Source organism: Desulfococcus sp. (genome assembly GCF_050178255.1).
Taxonomy (GTDB): domain Bacteria; phylum Desulfobacterota; class Desulfobacteria; order Desulfobacterales; family Desulfococcaceae; genus Desulfococcus; species Desulfococcus multivorans.
The window spans coordinates 1-18,786 of record NZ_JBFXGG010000029.1 but is presented as its reverse complement, the minus strand read 5'-3'; the positions used below and the strand labels follow the sequence as shown (position 1 = coordinate 18,786).

Genomic DNA, 18,786 nt, shown 5'->3' with positions numbered 1-18,786 from the left:
TCGATGTCCGAAAGGCGTCGTCCTGCTGAGCCTGTGCCTTCAGAACAAGGTTTCACGCTCATTGAACTGATCGTGGTCATTGCCCTTATCAGCATCCTTCTCTTTTTCTCCTTTCCGCGATTCCAAGGATCTGTTCTGCGCGACGACAGCGAGAAATCGATGCGGTGGGTGATTTATACAGTTAAAATGCTCCGCCAGGATGCCGTCAAGCATCGGAAGATCCACACCCTCCATGTAGAGATGAGGACCGGGACCATGTGGTCTACCAATGAAAGCATGAGTGAGGAGGATCTGGAGAACGCCCGGCAACAAGGATATGAATTCCCCGAAGGGATGGAAATATTGGACGTTGAATTTCCGGACGGTGAAAAAATTTCGTTTGGCCAGGCGGAGGTGCGGTTTTATCCTAAAGGCTATTCAGACAGGGTCATGATTCATCTCCAGGAGAAAGACGATCGACAGTTGACCCTGCTGATCGAGCCGTTTCTTGCGGATCTCAAGATTTACGACACCTATGTGGAATTTAAAAACTGAACACTCAAATCTATTGGGATCGGAACCCACCCGAGGATTCACACTTCTGGAGGTCATTGCAGCCATGGCGATCATGGCCATCGTGCTGGTCGCCGTGTACCGGCTGCACGCGCAGACCATATCCATGAACAACGCCGTTCGATTTCACACCCTCGCGCCGCTGCTGGCTCAGGCTCGTTTGACTGCCGTCGCCATCGATCCGGATAGTCGGGATTCCGGAAACGGCGATTTCGGCACGGATTATCCCGGATATACCTGGGAGGTAACGATTGAGGATGTCGTATCGGAATACCTGGGAGAATCCGGAAAAAATCTCAAAATGATCGAAATCACTATTTCGCTCAACGAAAACGAGTCGAACTATCGCATCAGGACCTATCGAATGATACCGGACAGAGAGTAGCCCGATGGCCGAAACCATTAAAAATCGGTTTCACCACGCCGGTTTTACACTTTTCGAAATTCTGATAGCCATCTTTATATTCAGCATTATCGTCACGACCGTTTTCGGTTCCTACCGCGTTGTCTTTTCCACAACCGACAGGATTCATTCCGATATGACATCTTACGAGATGATCGGCGGCGCTATCGAGCGAATGACCGCCGACATCACATCCGCATGCATAACGCTCCCGCCTGGATATCAGCCTCCGAAAGGGGACGATCCGCCCGACCCTTACCGGATCGTCGGAGATCAAGACGCCCTGGGAAGCGACGGCTTCGCGCGGCTCCGTTTTGCATCATTCGCCCACATGCCCATGGGAAAGGACCGCACCCCGGGCATCGCTCAGATCGTCTATTATGTCCAACATATAGAGAACGATCGTTATGTGCTCAAGCGAGCGGATCATCTGTCACCCTATCCGGATACAGAGAATACCGGAAATGATCCCATTTTGGTCGAGAACCTGAAATCGATCAAATTTCTTTACTACGATCATGAAGGAACCGAGCATGATACATGGGACTCCGAGTCTCGACAATTTAAGTATGCTACCCCGGCGGCAGTGAAGATACAGGGCGAGATCGGTGATGATAGCGTTTCCTTTTTTTTCGAAACAATGGTAAGCTTTCCCGTCGTCAGGGAGCCGCGGGATTGACGATGGCACCTCCGACAGATGGTTGGCGTCATCGATCAGGCAGATCCGACCCAAGGAAGTCAATGGAAGACAATATTCTCAAAAACAGCCAGGGCATGGCACTTTTAATAACGATTTCGGTCATCACCGTTCTGATAGCCGGAGGACTGGAACTCAACCGGCGAGTACGGGCGGCGGTCGTTTCCGCTGCTGCGACCCGAGACCGAACAACCCTCTCCCTCATGGCATCATCGGGAATCCACGCCGCCATGGCCATGCTCGTCAAGGACAAAGGGGAATCCACAATCGACTCCATTCAAGAGGATTGGGCCAATCCGGAAAAAATCAACGAGGTAATCGCGGAGATCCCTTTTGACGACGGCGGGATCACCGTCACCATCGCCGACGAGCTTGGAAAAATACAGGTAAACGCACTGGTCGACTTCCCGAAGGGACGACACTTCAACGAATCCCAGAAGATCATGTGGGACCGTTTCACCCGGCTTCTGATCGCCCGGGACGAAGACACGTTCAAAGATATAGAGGCAACGGACATCATCAATTCAATCAAAGATTGGCTCGACTCGGGAGACGATGATGCTACAACCGGTCTAAACGGAGCTGAGGCGGAGTATTATCAGGCGCTTGATCCACCCTACAAACCCGCCAACGGGCCTTTCATGGATACAAACGAACTTACCCGGGTCAAGGGAATCACGCCGGAGCTGTTTCGTGGGACAGACCTGTCCGGGCTGGAAACCTTCGTGACCGTTTACGGCATGACCCAGTCTTCCCAGGAGGTCGATGGAAAAGACTTTGCCTATGAAGGGGGCATCAATCTCAACACCGCTGATCTTCCCGTGCTGATCGCCATGATGCCCTCGGAAAACGCCGACTATGCCCAGGCTGTGTTTGACTATCGCAGTGAAAAGGACGGGGAGACCTTTGTCCATGATCTCTCTGGAGACGGTTGGTACAAAAACGTCCCGGAAATTCCCAGCGATTTCACCATCGATCCCAAGCTTATCCGGAATTCCAGCGACTTTTTTCGTATTCAATCCACTGCGGAATTGAACGGCACCCAGGAGACCGTGATCGCCGTCGTTCACCGAGAACAAGAAAAAAAGACCGGAAAATGGACCTGCAGGGTCCTGCGGTGGCAGGTATCAAAAGATGAGTAGAAAATTCCTCGGACTTGACGTCCGATATGACAATGTAACCGCTGTTCTCGTCTCCAGCACGCTTCGGGAAATCCAGCTGGAGCGTTTTTTAAGCGTCCCCATACCCGATACCGTCGATCGGGCCGCCGGCCTCAAAGCGGCCATGGAAGCTATCCAGAACGGTATGGAGATTGACCAGGTCTATTGCGTTGCCGCCATCCCGGCCGACGAATTCTCTTTCAGAAATCTCAAAGTGCCCTTCAAAGGCGATAGAAAAATCGACCAGGTCCTGCCCTTCGAGCTGGAGCCGACGATCCCTTATCCCCTCGAAAACCTGGTGATCGACTTTCAGACGATCCAGGTCCCCGGGCAAAAAGGAGAAACAAATCTCATTGCCGCCGCCGCCCTCAAGTCGACCCTTAAAGTCTATCTTGACATCTTCGCGAGCGTCGGTATCGATCCTCAGATTCTCACCCCGGGTGGTTATTCAACGGTCTCCTGCATAAACCGTTTTGCCGACCCACCTCAGGATTGGATTCTCATCGACATCGGACGGGATCGGGAAACGCTTTTTTTCATCACCTCCGGAGAAATCAGCCTGATTCGATCCATTCCATCCTTCACTTCCCAAAACGGCGACAACGGACTTGGTGCAAAAATCAGACAAACCCTGCTGGCATTCGAAAACACCGCCCAACAACCGCTTATGCCTGAACAGGCCTTCTTGACGGGCCGGGGTCTGAACGGCCAGGCAGAACACATTAAAAGCGCTTTGGAAAAAACGCTTTCGCTCTCGGTGACGTCCGTGGACCTGATCCGGCAAGCCAATGGAAAAGTCAAGATCGCGACGGAAGAGAACTGGAAATCGGGGGAAATCGACAATGCCCTGGCCTTGACCCTGGCCCAGATCGAGGGGAAAAAATTCCTCAATTTCCGCAGAGGCCCCTTTGCCGCAAAACGAAACTGGGCCGCTTACAAAAGCAACCTGATCCGGCTGGGGGTGTTTACGGCAATCCTTCTTTGCCTTCTCGGCCTCAACGTCTTCATCGACACTCACGCACTCAATCGAAAAGCCGAACGAATCGATCGGCAGATCACCGCCATATTTCAATCCACTTTCCCTGAAATTCAGAGGGTCGTGGATCCAGTTCACCAAATGAAAATCGCCATGGAGGACCTCCGTCGGGACACCTTCATTCCGGGAGATTCCGGCGCTCATGTTCTGACTATCCAAATTCTCGAAGAGATCAGCAAACAGATTCCGGAGGAGATTGATGTGGAATTCACACGCATGGTGATCAACCAGGGAGATGTCCTGATCTCCGGAAACACGGACACATTCAATTCCGTCGACGATATCCAGACGCGACTGGAGAAAATCGATCTATTCAAAAAAGTGACCATCAACTCGACCAATAAAGATCAAAACGAAAACCGGATACGTTTTAAAATGAAGGTGGATCTATGAATCTGAACCGACTCAGCAAACGCGAACGATATGCCGTTTATGCAGCCGCGGTCTTTTTGATCGTGTTTGTCGCCATAGAATTCATCATCGCACCTATCGTGGCGCATCGAACGCGTCTTGAAACGACCCTGCGTCAGAAGCAGGCGGCGCTTGCGGACATGAAGGCCATGAAGCTGGAATACGAGTCCTTGAAGAATGAAAACGAACGCTTCAAGCAGAACTTTTCCAATCGTCCCCAGGGCTTCACCTTGTTTTCCTTCCTGGACCAACTGGCCGGTGAAGCCCGGGTCAAGGACAACATTGCTTACATGAAGCCATCCAAGTCGCGGCCGAAAAACAGTCCTTACAACCTCTCCATGGTGGAACTTAAGCTTCAGGGGATCGGTATGAAGCAGCTGACCCCCTATCTTCACATGGTGGAAACCTCCAAAAATATGGTCTTTATTCGACGGATTTCCATCACCAAGGCCGGAACGGAAGGAATGATCGATGTCATTCTCCAGGTCGAAACCTTCGAAGCATAAAAGAAAGCCTTACAATTCCGATGTTCAAAAAGCACAAAGCATGGATGTGTTACGGCCTTTACACAGCGGTCGTTCTGATTTTTTTCCTTTATCACCTTTTTCCGTCAAAGACGATTGAAGCCAATGTCATTTCCGTCTTCCATCAGGTCCACCCCGGAACAGCGCTCACCATCGAACGCATATCCCCGGTTTTCCCACCGGGAATCAAAGCATCGGGAGTGGTATTCGGCCAGGGAGACCCGCTGCAGATATCTTTGGAACAGCTGAGGATCACCCCCGAAATACGGACATTATTCGGATCTTCGCCTGCATTCGCCATATTCGGTCTATGCTATGACGGACATGTGAAAGGGAGGATGATTCTGGATCGAAACGGCGAGCTGACGGCGCTGCACACGGACCTCGCCGAGATTCAGATCGGTCGCATGGCGGCCGTCGAGCATCTTTCACGAACCCCTGTTGATGGAACGCTCTCCGGGTTGATCGACTTCGAACGGTCCGATGCCGCCGGTCAATTCACGGCCAGTCTTACGGCCTCGACTTGTCGCATGGATATTGAAATACCTGGCGCAAGCCTGAAGGATTTGACTTTTGCCGAGGTAAATGCCAAATTGGCGGCGGACGATGCCGCTACGCTTCGCATCGAAGCCCTGTCGGCAAAGGGTAGCCAGATAAACGGGAATTTGTCGGGAACAATCCGGATAAAGACGCCCTATCCTGAGAGCGGACTCGACCTTGTCGGATCCATTAAACCCCATCCGTCGTTTATTTCGGGTTTGGACAGTTCCATATCGATACTTTTTCAGAATCGCGGCGGGAATAATACCTTCCCTTTCATCATCAAAGGTACTATAGCCTCGCCTGAGTTTTTACTGCAGTGAAAAGAGTACATCTATCCGAATGAATATCACGTTGACTGAAAAAACCTATGCCGTGCTGATCAACCTCTTTTTCGTGACAATGGCGGCCTACCTCGGGGTCAGCGCATTCTACAAAGGTGTTACTTCCGGGATAGATGTGGCCGATACCCCGTTATCGGCCAAAAGTTCAAAGTCCCGTCAGGAATCCGTTCCTTTCCGTCCGTTGAGCGACTACAGTGTTATTGAACAACGCAACCTTTTCAAAACCGGGGATCTTGTCAGGGTTTCGTCCGCTTCCTCTCCAGAGCAGACCGACATTTCGGAATTAAAGGAGACCGAGCTAAAACTGAAGCTCTGGGGAACCGTAAGCGGCGAAGGAGAAAAGACCTATGCGGTCATCGAGGATCAGCAAAAACGCCTTCAAAACCTCTACCGGGAAAACGATTCGATCATGAATGCAACCATCAAACGCATTCTTCGGGAAAAGGTGGTGTTGACAGTGAACGGCAAGGACGAGGTGCTGGCCATGGAAAAGACGGGATCAGGCGAATTCCCGGCAGGAAATACATCTCTCCGAGCCCCGGCGATTCCAGGAATTGCCGGCATGTTAACAAGTGAATCCCAGCAGATATCCTTGAATCGCCAGACGATCAGCGAGGCCATGAACGATCTCAACGGCCTGATGAATCAAGCCAAGATCCGGCCTCATTTTCGAAACGGCAAACCGGACGGTCTCACCATCTCCCGTATCCAGGGAGACTCCATTTTCGCCCGGTTGGGGCTTCGCAGCGGTGATATCATTACCAGTGTGGACGGCCAGAATATCGAATCCGTCGACGATGCCATGAAATTTTACAACCAATTGAAGTCCTCTTCAAATGTCACTCTTCAGGTTAGGCGGAGAGGTAGGCCGAGACAGATTGAATACACGATCGAATAATTTCCCGAGCGATCTTTGATTCGCTTGTCATGACCACCCACGGGAAGGGGAGCCCAACAAGTTGACCATGAAATCTTACGACACGCTTAATAGGCGATGGATACGGATCTGTACCATCAGTTTCGTATTGATGTTTCTGGCATGTCCGATGTTCGTATTCGCGCAAAGTGGAAATGAGAACGACAAGGAACGCTTTGTTTCCATCGATTTCAACGATGTGGATATCAATGTATTTATCAAATTCATCAGCGAATTGACCCATCGCAATTTCATCATCGATCGACGCGTCAAAGGCAAGGTCACCATCATTTCCCCCTCAAAAATTTCCGTCAAGGAGGCTTACAGGGTTTTCGAATCGGTCTTGGAGGTTCACGGATACACAACGGTTGAATCCGGCGAAATCACCAAGGTTATCCCGTCCCCCGATGCCCGCACTCGCGATATCGAAACCCTGTTCCGAGACGATGTCCGCTCACCGGATGACAAAGTCGTGACCCAACTGATCCCCCTGCGATATGCCGATCCGGAAGATATCAAGCGTCTTTTCGCGCCGCTGGTATCCAAGAGCAGCGTCATCCTGGCCTATCAACCCACCAACACACTGATCATCACGGATGTCTACTCGAACATCATCCGGCTTATCAATATTCTCAAAACCATCGACGTCGTCGGCGTAGGCCAGGAAATTTCCGTTATCCCCCTCGAAAATGCCGATGCCGAAAAGATGGTCCGAACGTTGTCGACCGTCTTTCAAGCCCAGAAGACCGCCAGAAAGCCGTCTTCACCGGATGACGGCGCAAAATTCGTATCGGATGAACGCACCAACTCGGTGATTATTCTGGCGAGCGAAGATGACAGCGTTAAAATCCGGCGTCTGATCAGTCGACTGGACAGGGAACTCCCTCGGGGCAGCGAAGGCATTCACGTCTATTATCTGGAACACGCCACCGCAGAGGATCTGGCCAAAACCCTGCAATCCCTGTCTGACAAGGGCGGCGGACAAAAAGATACGGGTAAGAAGGACGTTCCGCTTGTACCGGAAACCGTTCAGATCACCTCGGACAAGCCGACCAATTCTCTCATCATTTCCGCCGAAAAAGACGAATATGCGGTCATCGAGGATATCATCAAACGCCTCGACATTCCCAGGGCAATGGTCTATATTGAGGCACTCATCATGGAAGTGGACGTAACCAAAGGATTCGGTATCGGCACCGAGTGGATCGCCGGCGGCAAAGTGGGATACGGCAGCGGCAAGGATGCCTGGGTGGGCGGCGGCTGGTCCGGCGGCGGCGACAGCCCCTATTCCATTCTGGGAGGTATCGCCGGCGCCGCTGCGACAGGAGCCGTAGGGTTGCCTCAGGGATTCAGCATGGGGGTTTTCGGGGAAACCATCGAAATCGGCGGTCTCACCTTCCAGAATATCGGGGCGGTTGCGCAGTTTTTCCGAAAAGACACGTCCACCCATATCCTTTCAACGCCTCAATTGCTGACCACAGACAATGAGGAAGCCTTTATCAACGTCGGGAAAAACGTGCCCTACCAGACCAAAACCGGTACCACATCCACTTCGGAAACCTATAATACCTATGAATATCGAGATGTTGGAATTACACTCAAGGTGACGCCCCAGATCAGCAAGGACCGGCTCATTCGCATGAAAATCGAACAGACCCTCACCAAGCTGGACCAGGCCGCAAACACCTCCAGCGACGAGCGCCCCACCACCTTCAAACGGGAGGTCAACACCACGGTCATTGTCCACGACACGAACACCATCGTCATTGGGGGCCTTATCGACGATACCTTTTCGGAATCCCAAAGCAAGATTCCATGTCTCGGGGATGTTCCCGGCCTGGGATGGGCATTCAAATCCATGAACCGGGGCAGGGAAAAAACCAATCTTTTCATCTTTCTCACCCCCCATGTCGTCAAAAATCGGGAGGAAGCGGCGGTTATTTTGGAGAGGAAGCAAAACGAGGTCAACGCAGCGGACAAGGAGGGCGGCATTAAACTCTATAATGAAAGAAAAACAGGTGACTACGATACCGTCCCCTCAATTCCGGAGCTGCTCGACCAACCCTGACGGGCTTGTGCGACCAAGCATTCCAAAGACCCATCAACCCATGCAACAAACATTACTTGACGTTCTTCATGAGAAAACAGGCCTCTCCCGAGAGACTCTTGAAGAGGTGCGCCTGATCCAATCGGAGAAAGGCGGCAGTCTTGGAGAGATTCTCATCAAAAAGAAAATGTTGACGGAGGCCCAGTGGCTCGAAACCTTAAGCGGCGTCTACGATCTTCCGGTGATAGAGCGGCTTCCCGTCGGCAACTCACGCAGTACGGTCATCCAGAACATTCCCATACAGTTTCTTAAAAAATACGTCATGGTGCCCCTGGAAAACGAAGGGCCGGAGGGATTGACCGACAAGGCAATCATCGACGCCGGAAATCATCGTCCATCGGTGATCATCGCAGTGAACGATCCCACATCTTTCCAACCCATAGACGACGTCATACGGATTATTGGAAAACAGTCTGTTCAGGTGGTCCTCTCCACTCGAGAGGCTATTTTTTCGGCCATCAACATTTCCTACGACCTGAACCGGGACTCCGCCGAGCAGTTGGTACAGGACATGGAGGAAAATGAATCCCTCATTCTTTCGGACATCGAAGATACCGCAGACCTTCTGGACGATACCAGCGACGCCCCCATCATCAAGCTCGTCAACCACGTCATCTCTCAGGCTGCCAAAGCCCGCGCCAGCGATATTCATATCGAGCCATACCAGGACAGTTTCAAGATCCGGTATCGGGTCGACGGCATTCTTTACGACCTGCTGACTCCCCCCAAAGGCATTCAGGCAGCGCTGATCTCACGGATCAAGGTCATGTCCAACATGAATATCGCCGAAAAACGACTGCCTCAGGATGGCCGCCTCCAAGTCAAAATCGGCGACCAGGATATCGATGTTCGGATCTCGACGCTCCCCACAGCCTTTGGCGAACGCGTCGTTATGCGCCTGCTCAACAAGTCGTCATCCTTACTCGAATTGACGGAACTGGGGTTGTCCCCCGAGCGGCTCGATCTTCTGAAGAAACTGATGTCGGCGCCCAACGGCATTATTCTCGTTACCGGACCCACCGGCAGCGGCAAGACCACCACCCTCTACGCAGTGCTTTCTTCCATCAACAAGCCTGAAATCAATATCATCACCATCGAGGATCCTATCGAGTACCAGTTGAAAGGAATCAGCCAGATCCAGGTCAACCCGAAAATCGATCTGACCTTTGCGCGAGGCCTCCGCTCCATCGTCCGACAGGATCCGGACGTGATTCTCGTAGGGGAGATCCGGGACCGGGAAACGGCCAATATCGCCGTACAGTCGGCCCTGACCGGCCACCTCGTCTTTTCGACCCTTCACACCAACGACTCGGCCAGCGCCATTACCCGCCTCGTGGATATCGGTGTGGAGCCTTTTCTGATCTCGTCATCGGTTATCGCCGTCGCGGCCCAGCGACTGGTTCGCGTCCTGTGTCCTGAATGCAAGGAGCCTTATACCCCCAGTGACATCATGTTGGAAGGGATCGGTATCGACAAATCCCTTCTGAAGCATCATACCATTTACCAGGCCAAAGGATGCCCCAATTGCTTCCATACGGGGTATAAGGGACGCGTGGCCATCATTGAGATCATGCTGATGGATGAAAATCTCAAAAGCGTGGTTCTGACGACCTTTGATTCCAATGTTATCAAAAGCCATGCCAAGGATATGATCACGCTTCGGCAGGACGGCATCCAGAAGGTGCTCAAAGGATTGACCACCATTGAGGAGGTCGTCCGGGTGACGCAACAGTAAATGAGGCCGTCTTTCTTCAATCCTGGGTACACCGTTCCTATCCTTCTGATGTGCGGTTTCCTGCTGGTTCAGTCCGGCCCCGCCTCGGCCGGTCGGATATTGGAGGTAGACGCCGACCGTCAGTTCGATTTTGCCGGACACCTGTTTGACAAGGCGGATTATGATCGCGCCGTCACCGAATATGAGCGCTTTATTTTCCTCTTCCCAGACAACGACCGCGTAGTGGATGCGATGTATCAGATCGGGACGGCTTATTTCCGATCCGGAAGATACCCGGATGCCGTCGAGGCCTTTTCCCGGATTGCAGATCGACACGGGACTCGGCCGATATCCGAATCCGACACCGTTCTCCGGGCATACTACCGCATCAGCGAATGCTATGTTCGCATGGGTGCAACGGGACAAGCCGTCAACACGCTCAACAATCTTGCCGCCCTGACCGATTCCCACCAGATCAGAGACGAGGTTCGATACCGAATGGGATGGGTTCTTTTGGAAGCCGGACTCTGGAAGAATGCCGCCCTCGCCTTCAATGAGATCGACACCGAACGACAAGAGCGTTACGGCCTCCCCGAGCTCTTCGATGCCATGGGGGAATATCAGAATATTTCCCGGAAAAAACCCGGCTTCGCAGGCGCTCTCGCCGTAATTCCGGGTTTGGGATACCTTTACTGCGAACGGTACCGGGATGCATTGGTATCGTTTTTTCTGAACAGCGGAATGATGCTGGCAACCTACACGGCCTTCCGAAACGACAATCCCGCACTGGGCGGACTTCTGGCGCTTGTGGAATCTGGGTTTTACAGTGGAAACATTTACGGTTCGATCACGAGCGCCCACAAGTACAACCAGGATCAGACCGAACGATTCATTTCCGATATCCGTACCCGTTACAAGCTCGATCTGTCACTTTCCCCTACCCGGGGAGGCGCATTACTTTCGTTGCGTTATTCTTTCTAGATCCGGCGCTGTCGCGGGTAACTGCAAAATCCATTCACTATACCACCGAGGATATCGATCATGACATTGAGCGGCGCAGGGGGGACCAACGGCGATATCGGCATGATCTTTTACAACGCCAAAAATCCCCTGGGTTGGATTCTGGTCGCAACCACCCTGGCTATGCTTCTCTTCGGCATCGTCTCAAGCATTCAATTCAGGCTGCGTGACATGTCGTCGTTCGAGTTGATCATGATCCTGGGGTTATGGATGGGCGGCATCGGCCTGTTCCTGAATTCGCTGAAAACCGAAAATAAATAGAGGAGCCGCCTTTTCTTTACCCGTTATGATGCTTAGCGTTTCAGGAGACGCATGAAAGGACGCCGGATCGTGAAACATCCCAGACTTATCGACTCGTTCAACCGTAATCTCACCTATCTCCGGGTATCGATCACCGACCGATGCAATTTGCGGTGCATGTACTGTGTGCCCCCTCGGGCGCTCATTCCAAGACTCGCTCACAGCGAAGTTCTGCGTTATGAAGAGATCCTCCGCATCGTTCGGATTGGTGTTCAACTCGGCATCACCAAAATCCGCGTGACCGGTGGGGAGCCTCTGGTGCGGAAAGGGGTCTATGATTTTCTCGCGGAATTGGGAAGAATTGAAGGGTTGAAAGATATTTCTCTGACGACCAACGGCGTTCTTCTGAAGGACAATCTTGCCCGGATTCAAAATGCGGGCATCAAGAGATTGAACGTCAGCCTTGACAGCCTGTATCCCGAACGCTTCGAGAGAATCACGGGATACGATTGTTTTTCTCGGGTATGGGAAGGCATCGAGGCCGCCCATTCAATGGGATTTTCCCCCATCAAAATCAATACCGTGGCCATGAAAGGCATCAACGATGATGAACTCATCAACATCGCCAAACTTTCGTTTACCTATCCCTTCCATATGAGATTCATTGAATACATGCCCATTGGAGACCATCATCTTGACAGGAACGTCCGCATTTTGGCTCCGGAGATCATCGAACGCATCAGCCCTCTAGGTGAACTGGTACCGATCCGCAGGGATATTGACGGCGGTCCGGCCGAACGATACCGATTCAGGGACGCCCAAGGAGAAATCGGTATCATCCAACCGCTCAGCAACCATTTCTGCCACCTCTGTAATCGACTTCGGCTCACGGCCGGCGGACAGTTGCGTCCATGCCTCCTCTCAGATCGCCAGGAGGATCTCAAAGGCATCATTCGAAAAGGATGTCTTGACGGCGATATTGTCAAGCTGTTCCTTCAGGCCGTCCGATTCAAACCCATGGAGCATCACGTCGACACCGGCGAGCCCGAAGAGATCAAGGCCACTATGTCCTCCATCGGCGGATAGGGCGCTTGTTACGGCTTTCCTCCGCCGTCACCTCAACAAGCGGGGAAGCACGGTGACCACCTCGGGGACGACCATCAGAAGCAGGATGCAGATCAGATACGCGGGAAGAAAATAGACAATGCCCCGGAAGACATCCTCCAGATAAACGCCGTCCGCCATTCCCGCCACCACGTAAGTCGTCGCTCCCACGGGAGGCGTCACGGCGCCCAATGTGGTCACTACGGTGATGGTGACGCCGAACCAGATGGGATCATAGCCCAGTTCGACGGCCACCGGGAAAAATATCGGAATCGTGATGAGCAGAAGGGCCAAGGCGTCCATGACCGCTCCCCCAAGGATATAGATGAAAAAGATAATCATCATGACACCTGCCTTGGGTACGGGAAGGGATACCACCCATCCGGCGATGTCGTAAGGAATGCGCGTCACCGCCAGGAATCGGCCGAAAATCACGGCACCCATGACGATGGTAATGACCATGCACGAGATCCCGAGGGTGTCCGTCACCGAAGCGAGAAATTTTCGCCACGTCAAAGTACCCTGGAAAAGACTGATGACGAGAGCGAAAAACGATCCTGCGGCCCCGGCTTCCGCGGGTGTAAAGACACCCAGATAAAGTCCGACCATGACCAGGAGAAACAGCACCAGCATCTCCAGCGCGCCGGCAAGCGATCTTATTTTTTCCCGCCATCCGGTAGCCGGCCCCACCGGCCCCCAGTCGGGATGACGCCGGCAGATCAATGCCACCGTTCCCAACATCAGCAAGGCCAGAACCACTCCGGCACCAATGCTCCCGTAAAAGAGTTTGGCAATGGATTGTTCAGTGGAAAGTCCGATTACGATCAGGACCACGCTGGGTGGAATCACCACCCCAAGGGTGGATCCGCACGCCACGGCGCCGGTGCTCAATTGGGGATGATATCGATATTTTTTCATCTGTGGCAAGGCCACGGTGCTCATGGTGGCCGCCGTCGCCACATTGGAGCCGCAGATGGCCGAAAAAGCGGAACAGGCCATGATGGTCGACATGGCGATGCCTCCGCGGATATGGCCGAACCACGCATAGGCGGCTTTGTAAAGTTTCTCGTTGACGCCGCAATGAAAAGCGATCTGACCCATGAAAATGAAAAGTGGAATCACCGTGAGCCCATATTTGGAAAAGGTGTCCCATACCACGGATCCCAGCATATTCAGTCCGGCTTGAAGGGAAATCACATGACAAAACCCTAAAAAGCCGACAACCCCCATGGCAAAGCCCACCGGCATGCCCAGAAAAAAAAGAATGCCCAACAGCAGAACTATGCCGACGACGCCCGTCATTGCAAGGCTCATGCTCCGTCTCCCATCTTCGGCATCAACACCCTGATCAGCTGCCCAATCAAAATGAGCGATAAAACGCCGCACCCCAACGCCGTACCAAAAGTGAAGGGATAATAGATGATACGCAAGGTTTCCGTCACCTCCCCCGTACGGAAGAGGACCTGGCCCTTTTCAAATAACTGCCAGGCCGCGACACCGAAAAAGAGGGCGCAGACCAGATGGTTGATGCCATCCAGCCGTCGGGCGATCCGGGTCGGAAATCGCCGGACCAGCACATCCACCGCAATATGCCCTTTACGCATCTGGGTGTATCCCAGGGCACAACTGACGGTGACAGCCCCGAAAAAGCCCATCAGCTCGAAGGTGCCGCGTATGGGTACCCATATGATACGGAGCAGGATGTTTCCGCAGGTCAGCAGAACCATCGCCAAAAGAAAGATCCCGCCCAGAGCGACCAATACCCGATTGATTCTCGTTGAGAGTTTATCGATCATGTCCCGATACCCGAGAGGCGGTGTCACCCCCCGTCCTTTCATCGAACCGCGGTCGACCTATCGGCCGCCGCGCACGGCCAACCGCGTTCGGATATCCTTGATAATGGCCTCGGCCGGGAGTCCCTTAGCCTTTGCCTCTTCGATCCATTTGTCGATGATCGGCGTCAGGAGCGCGTCCCACCGAACCTTTTCCTCCGAGGACAGCCGAATCACCTCGACGCCGTGCTCCGCCTTGGACCACTTGAGAGCCGCCTCGACATGCTGATCCATATACTCGCCGGTCCATTGGGCCTGCTCAACCCGCAGATCGTCCATCACATTCCGGACCGATTCGGGCAGACCGTTCCACGCATCCAGGTTCATGACCACGGCAAATGGATAGATCACGGTATCCGTCATGGTGACATACCGACAGATCTCGGCAAATTTGAGATCCTTCATGACCTCCAGAGAGGAAAACAGCCCTTGCACCACCCCTTTTTGAAGCGCTTCCGGGGTGTCGGACATGGGCATCCCCACCTGATTCGCCCCCCAGGCCTTGAGGATCTGGGCCGCGCCCCCTGAAGCACGAAGGTCAAGCCCTCTCAGGCCCGCAAGGGTCCTGACCGGCGTTTTGGACATGATGTTGGCGGGTGCCGTGGTAAACATCGTCAGCACCTTGACCTTGGCAAAAGATTCAGGTTGGTAGGCCTGGTAGATGTCCCAAAGGACCAGACTCCCTACCTTGGCGCTGGGAATGTCGAGGGGCAGGCTGAGCGCGTTGGTCAGAAAGAAACGTCCCGGCTGGTAGGCCATGGAAAAACATCCGATATCCGCCTGGCCGGCGATGACGCCGTCCATCATGTCCTTGGCATCGAGAAGGGTGCCGCCGGGAAAGGTCTGAATCCGAACCTGGCCGTTCGTCCGTTTTTCCACCTCGGCCTTCCATCGCTCCATCTGGACGCAGGGAAAGGTCGGAGCGGGGGGGAAATTGGCATATCGAAGTTGAATCGTATCGGCCGCCGCATCCTGCACCGGGAAGAATCCGGTCGATAGCAGAAGCGTACATGCCGCTAAAACGTATAACACTTTGGGTCTACTCATCTTCTTGCCCTCCTTGTGTGTGGAATGGATCCTGGACGTTGGATCCGTTTTCGCCGGAAGCCGCCGTGCATCCGGCTTCAAAGGCATCCAAGGCCGCCGTTCGCATGGGGCCGTTCCCTGTCAACCGACGTTCGAGGATCCGCCGCATATCGTCCGCCCGGCAGAACATCTCCGGACTCTGGGCTAAAGCGAACCCCAGCATGACCAGATTGACGGCTTTGGGGTTGTCCAGATGGACCGCAATTCCGTCGGCATCCACCGTGCAGCGGGTCAGATCACAGGCCGTGTGTTTCGGACAGTTGACCACCGCCCATCCGCCAGGTTTCAAAAAATAGCCGTGCAAAGCGGCGTTTTCGGCTTTCATGATGAGAAGACCGTCCGCCGCCCCCGGACGAATGAGAGGGCTCGTAAAGTTACCGACCTTGAGGTGAGAAACCACGGTCCCGCCTCGCTGGGCCATTCCATGGGTTTCGGAGGTCAACACCGGAAGCCCGTTCAGAATGGCCGCCTCCGCCAGAAGACGGGTGACGAAGAGGATGCCCTGGCCGCCTACACCGCTGATCACGATCTGCTGCCTTGTGTTCATCTTATTTTACCTCCTCGATGGCCCCTTTGGGACAAACATGAATACAGACCCCGCAGCCGACACATACCATGGGATCGATATCGACCCGATGGGCCGTGGTATCCAATATCAGCGCCGGGCACTCGAACTGTTCCACACAGTGGGCACACCCGTCACACCGATCGTTGACGGCGACGGAAATCCCCGGTGTCCGCTCGTTCCGACTGCGACGATCCAGGATGCAGGGATAACGGGAGATCACCACGGCAGGTCCGGAATCCCGACTATAGGCGACCGCTTCCTTCAACAGGGGGATAAACGCCTTCAGTTGATAGGGATTGCCTGTCTCGCAGTATTGAACGCCACAAGCCCGCACCACGGCCTCGATGTCGACGCTATTCAGGGTCTCTCCGCACACCCCCACCCCCGTCGACGGCGTGGGCTGACTTCCCGTCATGGCTGTCGTACGGTTGTCCAGGATAACCAGAAGAAACCGGACCTGCTGCACCACCGCATCGATAAGTGCCGGTATACCGGCGTGAAAAAATGTGGAGTCCCCCATGGTGGCGACGATATCCGGACGATTTTCCATATCCCTATAAGCGTGATAAAATCCGGCGGCCTGTGAAATGGCGGCCCCCATACAAAGGACGGTATCCACGACGCCCAGGTTGAGACCCAGTGTATAGCAGCCGATATCCGAGGTATAGATGCCCTTACGCGCCGCCCGCTTGATGGCATAGAAACTGGCTCGGTGGGGACAGCCTGCGCAGAGGGTCGGTCGACGACCCGGGGACGGGGCCGGTATCGAGACGGTTTTTACGGGAAGGTCCGCAAATTCACTGATCAATCGCTCGACATCCTCCGGCAACAGCTCTCCGACTCGCGGCACATCCCGGCTGTTCCGTCCTTTGACACGATAACGGTCGGCGAGCTGCATCTCTATGACGCCGGTGCTCTCCTCTATAACGAGGATGTCGTCGTGATTGGAAAGAAGCTCGGAGATAAAATCGGCATGAAGGGGAAATGGCTGCAGCACCTGGTAAACCGAGATCGTGCCCCAAAGCCCCATCTCCTCGACGATCTCTCGCGTGTGGGCGGCCGCCACGCCCGAGACGACCAGTGCCCGCGAAAACCGCTTCCCGGAATTCAGCCATACCGGCGCCGTCTTTGCATAGCGGCTCATGGCATCCAGCTTTTCCTCGAGCTGCCGGTGTAATTGATGCCTGAACTTGGGTGTTGCGGCCCATCGAACAGGATTCCGCTCAAAATCGGCCGTTCGCGGCTCGACAGAAATCGGCCCAACGGCGATATCCTGTCGACTGTGACAGACCCGGGTCGTCGGACGGATCATAACCGGGATCTCGAAGGCCTCCGACATTTCGTAGCCGAGAGCCGCCATATATCTGGCCTGAGATGGAGAGTCGGGATCCAGAACGGGAATCTTGGCCATAACGGCCATGAGTCGGCTGTCCTGTTCCGTTTGGGAAGAGTGGGGCCCTGGATCGTCGGCGCTGATGAGGATGAAACCGCCTTTAGTTCCCATATAGGCCGCACTCATAAGTGGATCCGAAGCCACGTTCAGCCCCACCTGCTTCATGCTGACAGCCGTACGAAGCCCCGTAATGGCTGCGGCATAGGCGATCTCAAAGGCAATTTTTTCGTTGACCGCCCATTGAACGTGCATAGAGAGCCCGTGAATCTTTTTCAAGGAAGCCGCCGAAGCGAGTATCTCCGACGCCGGAGTACCGGGATAGGACGTCGCTACCGAGCATCCGTTTTCCAGTAGTCCCAATGCCATTGCCTCATTGCCCAGCAACAATTTTCGTTCCTTCACCCGATCCCCTTTCTGACACGGAAGGCAGGCTCAAACCGCCAGACCCCGGTCGATATGATCTGCTCTCCCTATAAAACAAAAGCCGAAACTCCGCATGGAAGCTCGGCCTTGCCGCAACAAAAAAAGCCGCAAGCATCTTCCGCGTCTGTCGCTGAAGCCGCTCACGGCCTTAAGTCATCGTCTGGACGTTTGTGTCTCAAACGTCGCGTCAACGGTGGTGAGCAGGCATCATGTTGTCTGCCGCCACCCGCGCCACTGTCGGTGTGTCATGCTCAACCCGTTCCTTTATAAACTGTATATCCTGGATGTGGATCACTACCCAAGTCATTCGCATTTGTCAAGCCCCGAATTGCTGCCGACCGACGTCGTCGGCCTTTTACAAGGGGCACCCTTCAATGCGGCCATCTCGCTTAAAAGCGTGTCATAACGAGCCGCGGCACGGCTCCAGGCATAGGCGCCCATAGCCCGGACGAGCTGCTCACGCGCCATGGACATCCGGTGGCCGCCGGCAATCAGTCGGGATAGTTTTTCAATGAAATCCTCGGGCCCCTCGTAAAGAAAGTCGCGATGAAACGCGGGGGGAAGAATCTCAGGATAAGAAAGCCGTCGCGGCAGCAGGGGCAGGCATCCCGCCGCAACGGCTTCCACCACCGATATCCCGAAATTTTCCTGAAAGGCCGTGCTGACAACAATATCACCTCTGCGGAGCATGCCATGGTAGGCGTCCTTATCCGTGA

General features: G+C 53.9%; 19 protein-coding genes. 13 read left to right on the top strand and 6 right to left on the bottom strand.

Going from position 1 to position 18,786, the window contains the following annotated elements; translation table 11 throughout:
- The first annotated feature begins 33 nt into the window (after window positions 1-33).
- The 13 genes from AB7S84_RS07840 (at window position 34) to moaA (ending at window position 12,750) form a co-directional block, all read left to right on the top strand.
- A complete protein-coding gene (locus tag AB7S84_RS07840) occupies window positions 34-534 on the top strand; it encodes a pilus assembly FimT family protein (protein ID WP_159449710.1) in 501 nt (166 codons plus the stop codon).
- A 13-nt stretch (window positions 535-547) separates the two neighbouring features.
- On the top strand, window positions 548-937 hold the full coding sequence (gene gspI, locus AB7S84_RS07835; RefSeq protein ID WP_040415717.1) for a type II secretion system minor pseudopilin GspI: 390 nt from the start codon (window positions 548-550) through the stop codon (window positions 935-937).
- Window positions 938-941: 4 nt separating this feature from the next.
- The gene (locus AB7S84_RS07830; RefSeq protein WP_020877126.1) at window positions 942-1,634 is read left to right on the top strand and encodes a PulJ/GspJ family protein; all 693 of its coding nucleotides are present in this window, start codon (window positions 942-944) and stop codon (window positions 1,632-1,634) included.
- A gap of 62 nt (window positions 1,635-1,696) precedes the next feature.
- Entirely contained in the window at window positions 1,697-2,794 is a 1,098-nt protein-coding gene (locus AB7S84_RS07825) for a general secretion pathway protein GspK (RefSeq protein WP_020877125.1), read from the top strand.
- Complete coding sequence (gspL, locus tag AB7S84_RS07820; RefSeq protein WP_020877124.1) at window positions 2,787-4,241, top strand: type II secretion system protein GspL; 1,455 nt, start codon at window positions 2,787-2,789, stop codon at window positions 4,239-4,241. The genes AB7S84_RS07825 and gspL overlap by 8 nt, the downstream gene beginning before the upstream one ends.
- A complete protein-coding gene (locus AB7S84_RS07815) occupies window positions 4,238-4,765 on the top strand; it encodes a type II secretion system protein GspM (protein ID WP_020877123.1) in 528 nt (175 codons plus the stop codon). Before gspL ends, AB7S84_RS07815 begins: the two co-directional genes overlap by 4 nt.
- A gap of 20 nt (window positions 4,766-4,785) precedes the next feature.
- Complete coding sequence (gene gspN, locus AB7S84_RS07810) at window positions 4,786-5,646, top strand: type II secretion system protein GspN (protein WP_020877122.1); 861 nt, start codon at window positions 4,786-4,788, stop codon at window positions 5,644-5,646.
- Between the two features lie 19 nt (window positions 5,647-5,665).
- Window positions 5,666-6,565, top strand: coding sequence for a type II secretion system protein GspC (gene gspC, locus AB7S84_RS07805; RefSeq protein ID WP_020877121.1), 900 nt, complete (start codon window positions 5,666-5,668; stop codon window positions 6,563-6,565).
- A gap of 67 nt (window positions 6,566-6,632) precedes the next feature.
- Window positions 6,633-8,651, top strand: coding sequence for a type II secretion system secretin GspD (gene gspD / locus AB7S84_RS07800; RefSeq protein WP_428153793.1), 2,019 nt, complete (start codon window positions 6,633-6,635; stop codon window positions 8,649-8,651).
- A gap of 40 nt (window positions 8,652-8,691) precedes the next feature.
- Entirely contained in the window at window positions 8,692-10,425 is a 1,734-nt protein-coding gene (gene gspE, locus AB7S84_RS07795; protein WP_020877119.1) for a type II secretion system ATPase GspE, read from the top strand.
- Entirely contained in the window at window positions 10,426-11,385 is a 960-nt protein-coding gene (locus AB7S84_RS07790) for a tetratricopeptide repeat protein (RefSeq protein WP_052018578.1), read from the top strand. It abuts the gene before it with no gap.
- Window positions 11,386-11,445: 60 nt separating this feature from the next.
- On the top strand, window positions 11,446-11,685 hold the full coding sequence (locus tag AB7S84_RS07785) for a hypothetical protein (RefSeq protein WP_020877117.1): 240 nt from the start codon (window positions 11,446-11,448) through the stop codon (window positions 11,683-11,685).
- 69 nt (window positions 11,686-11,754) lie between these two features.
- Complete coding sequence (gene moaA / locus AB7S84_RS07780) at window positions 11,755-12,750, top strand: GTP 3',8-cyclase MoaA (RefSeq protein WP_428153775.1); 996 nt, start codon at window positions 11,755-11,757, stop codon at window positions 12,748-12,750.
- A 27-nt stretch (window positions 12,751-12,777) separates the two neighbouring features.
- Here the strand turns inward: moaA and AB7S84_RS07775 are convergent, their stop codons facing one another.
- The 6 genes from AB7S84_RS07775 to AB7S84_RS07750 all read right to left on the bottom strand — a co-directional run.
- Complete coding sequence (locus AB7S84_RS07775) at window positions 12,778-14,082, bottom strand: TRAP transporter large permease (protein ID WP_020877115.1); 1,305 nt, start codon at window positions 14,080-14,082, stop codon at window positions 12,778-12,780.
- Window positions 14,079-14,591: a TRAP transporter small permease gene (locus AB7S84_RS07770; RefSeq protein ID WP_020877114.1), complete on the bottom strand. Its 513-nt coding sequence runs from the start codon at window positions 14,589-14,591 to the stop codon at window positions 14,079-14,081. Before AB7S84_RS07770 ends, AB7S84_RS07775 begins: the two co-directional genes overlap by 4 nt.
- A gap of 30 nt (window positions 14,592-14,621) precedes the next feature.
- The gene (locus AB7S84_RS07765) at window positions 14,622-15,647 is read right to left on the bottom strand and encodes a TRAP transporter substrate-binding protein (protein WP_020877113.1); all 1,026 of its coding nucleotides are present in this window, start codon (window positions 15,645-15,647) and stop codon (window positions 14,622-14,624) included.
- A complete protein-coding gene (locus AB7S84_RS07760) occupies window positions 15,640-16,233 on the bottom strand; it encodes an indolepyruvate oxidoreductase subunit beta (RefSeq protein ID WP_020877112.1) in 594 nt (197 codons plus the stop codon). The genes AB7S84_RS07765 and AB7S84_RS07760 overlap by 8 nt, the downstream gene beginning before the upstream one ends.
- 1 nt (window position 16,234) lies before the next feature.
- The gene (locus AB7S84_RS07755; RefSeq protein ID WP_040415712.1) at window positions 16,235-18,049 is read right to left on the bottom strand and encodes a thiamine pyrophosphate-dependent enzyme; all 1,815 of its coding nucleotides are present in this window, start codon (window positions 18,047-18,049) and stop codon (window positions 16,235-16,237) included.
- A 324-nt stretch (window positions 18,050-18,373) separates the two neighbouring features.
- The coding region (locus tag AB7S84_RS07750) for a glycosyltransferase (protein WP_428153771.1) at window positions 18,374-18,786 on the bottom strand (413 nt) is incomplete at its 5' end.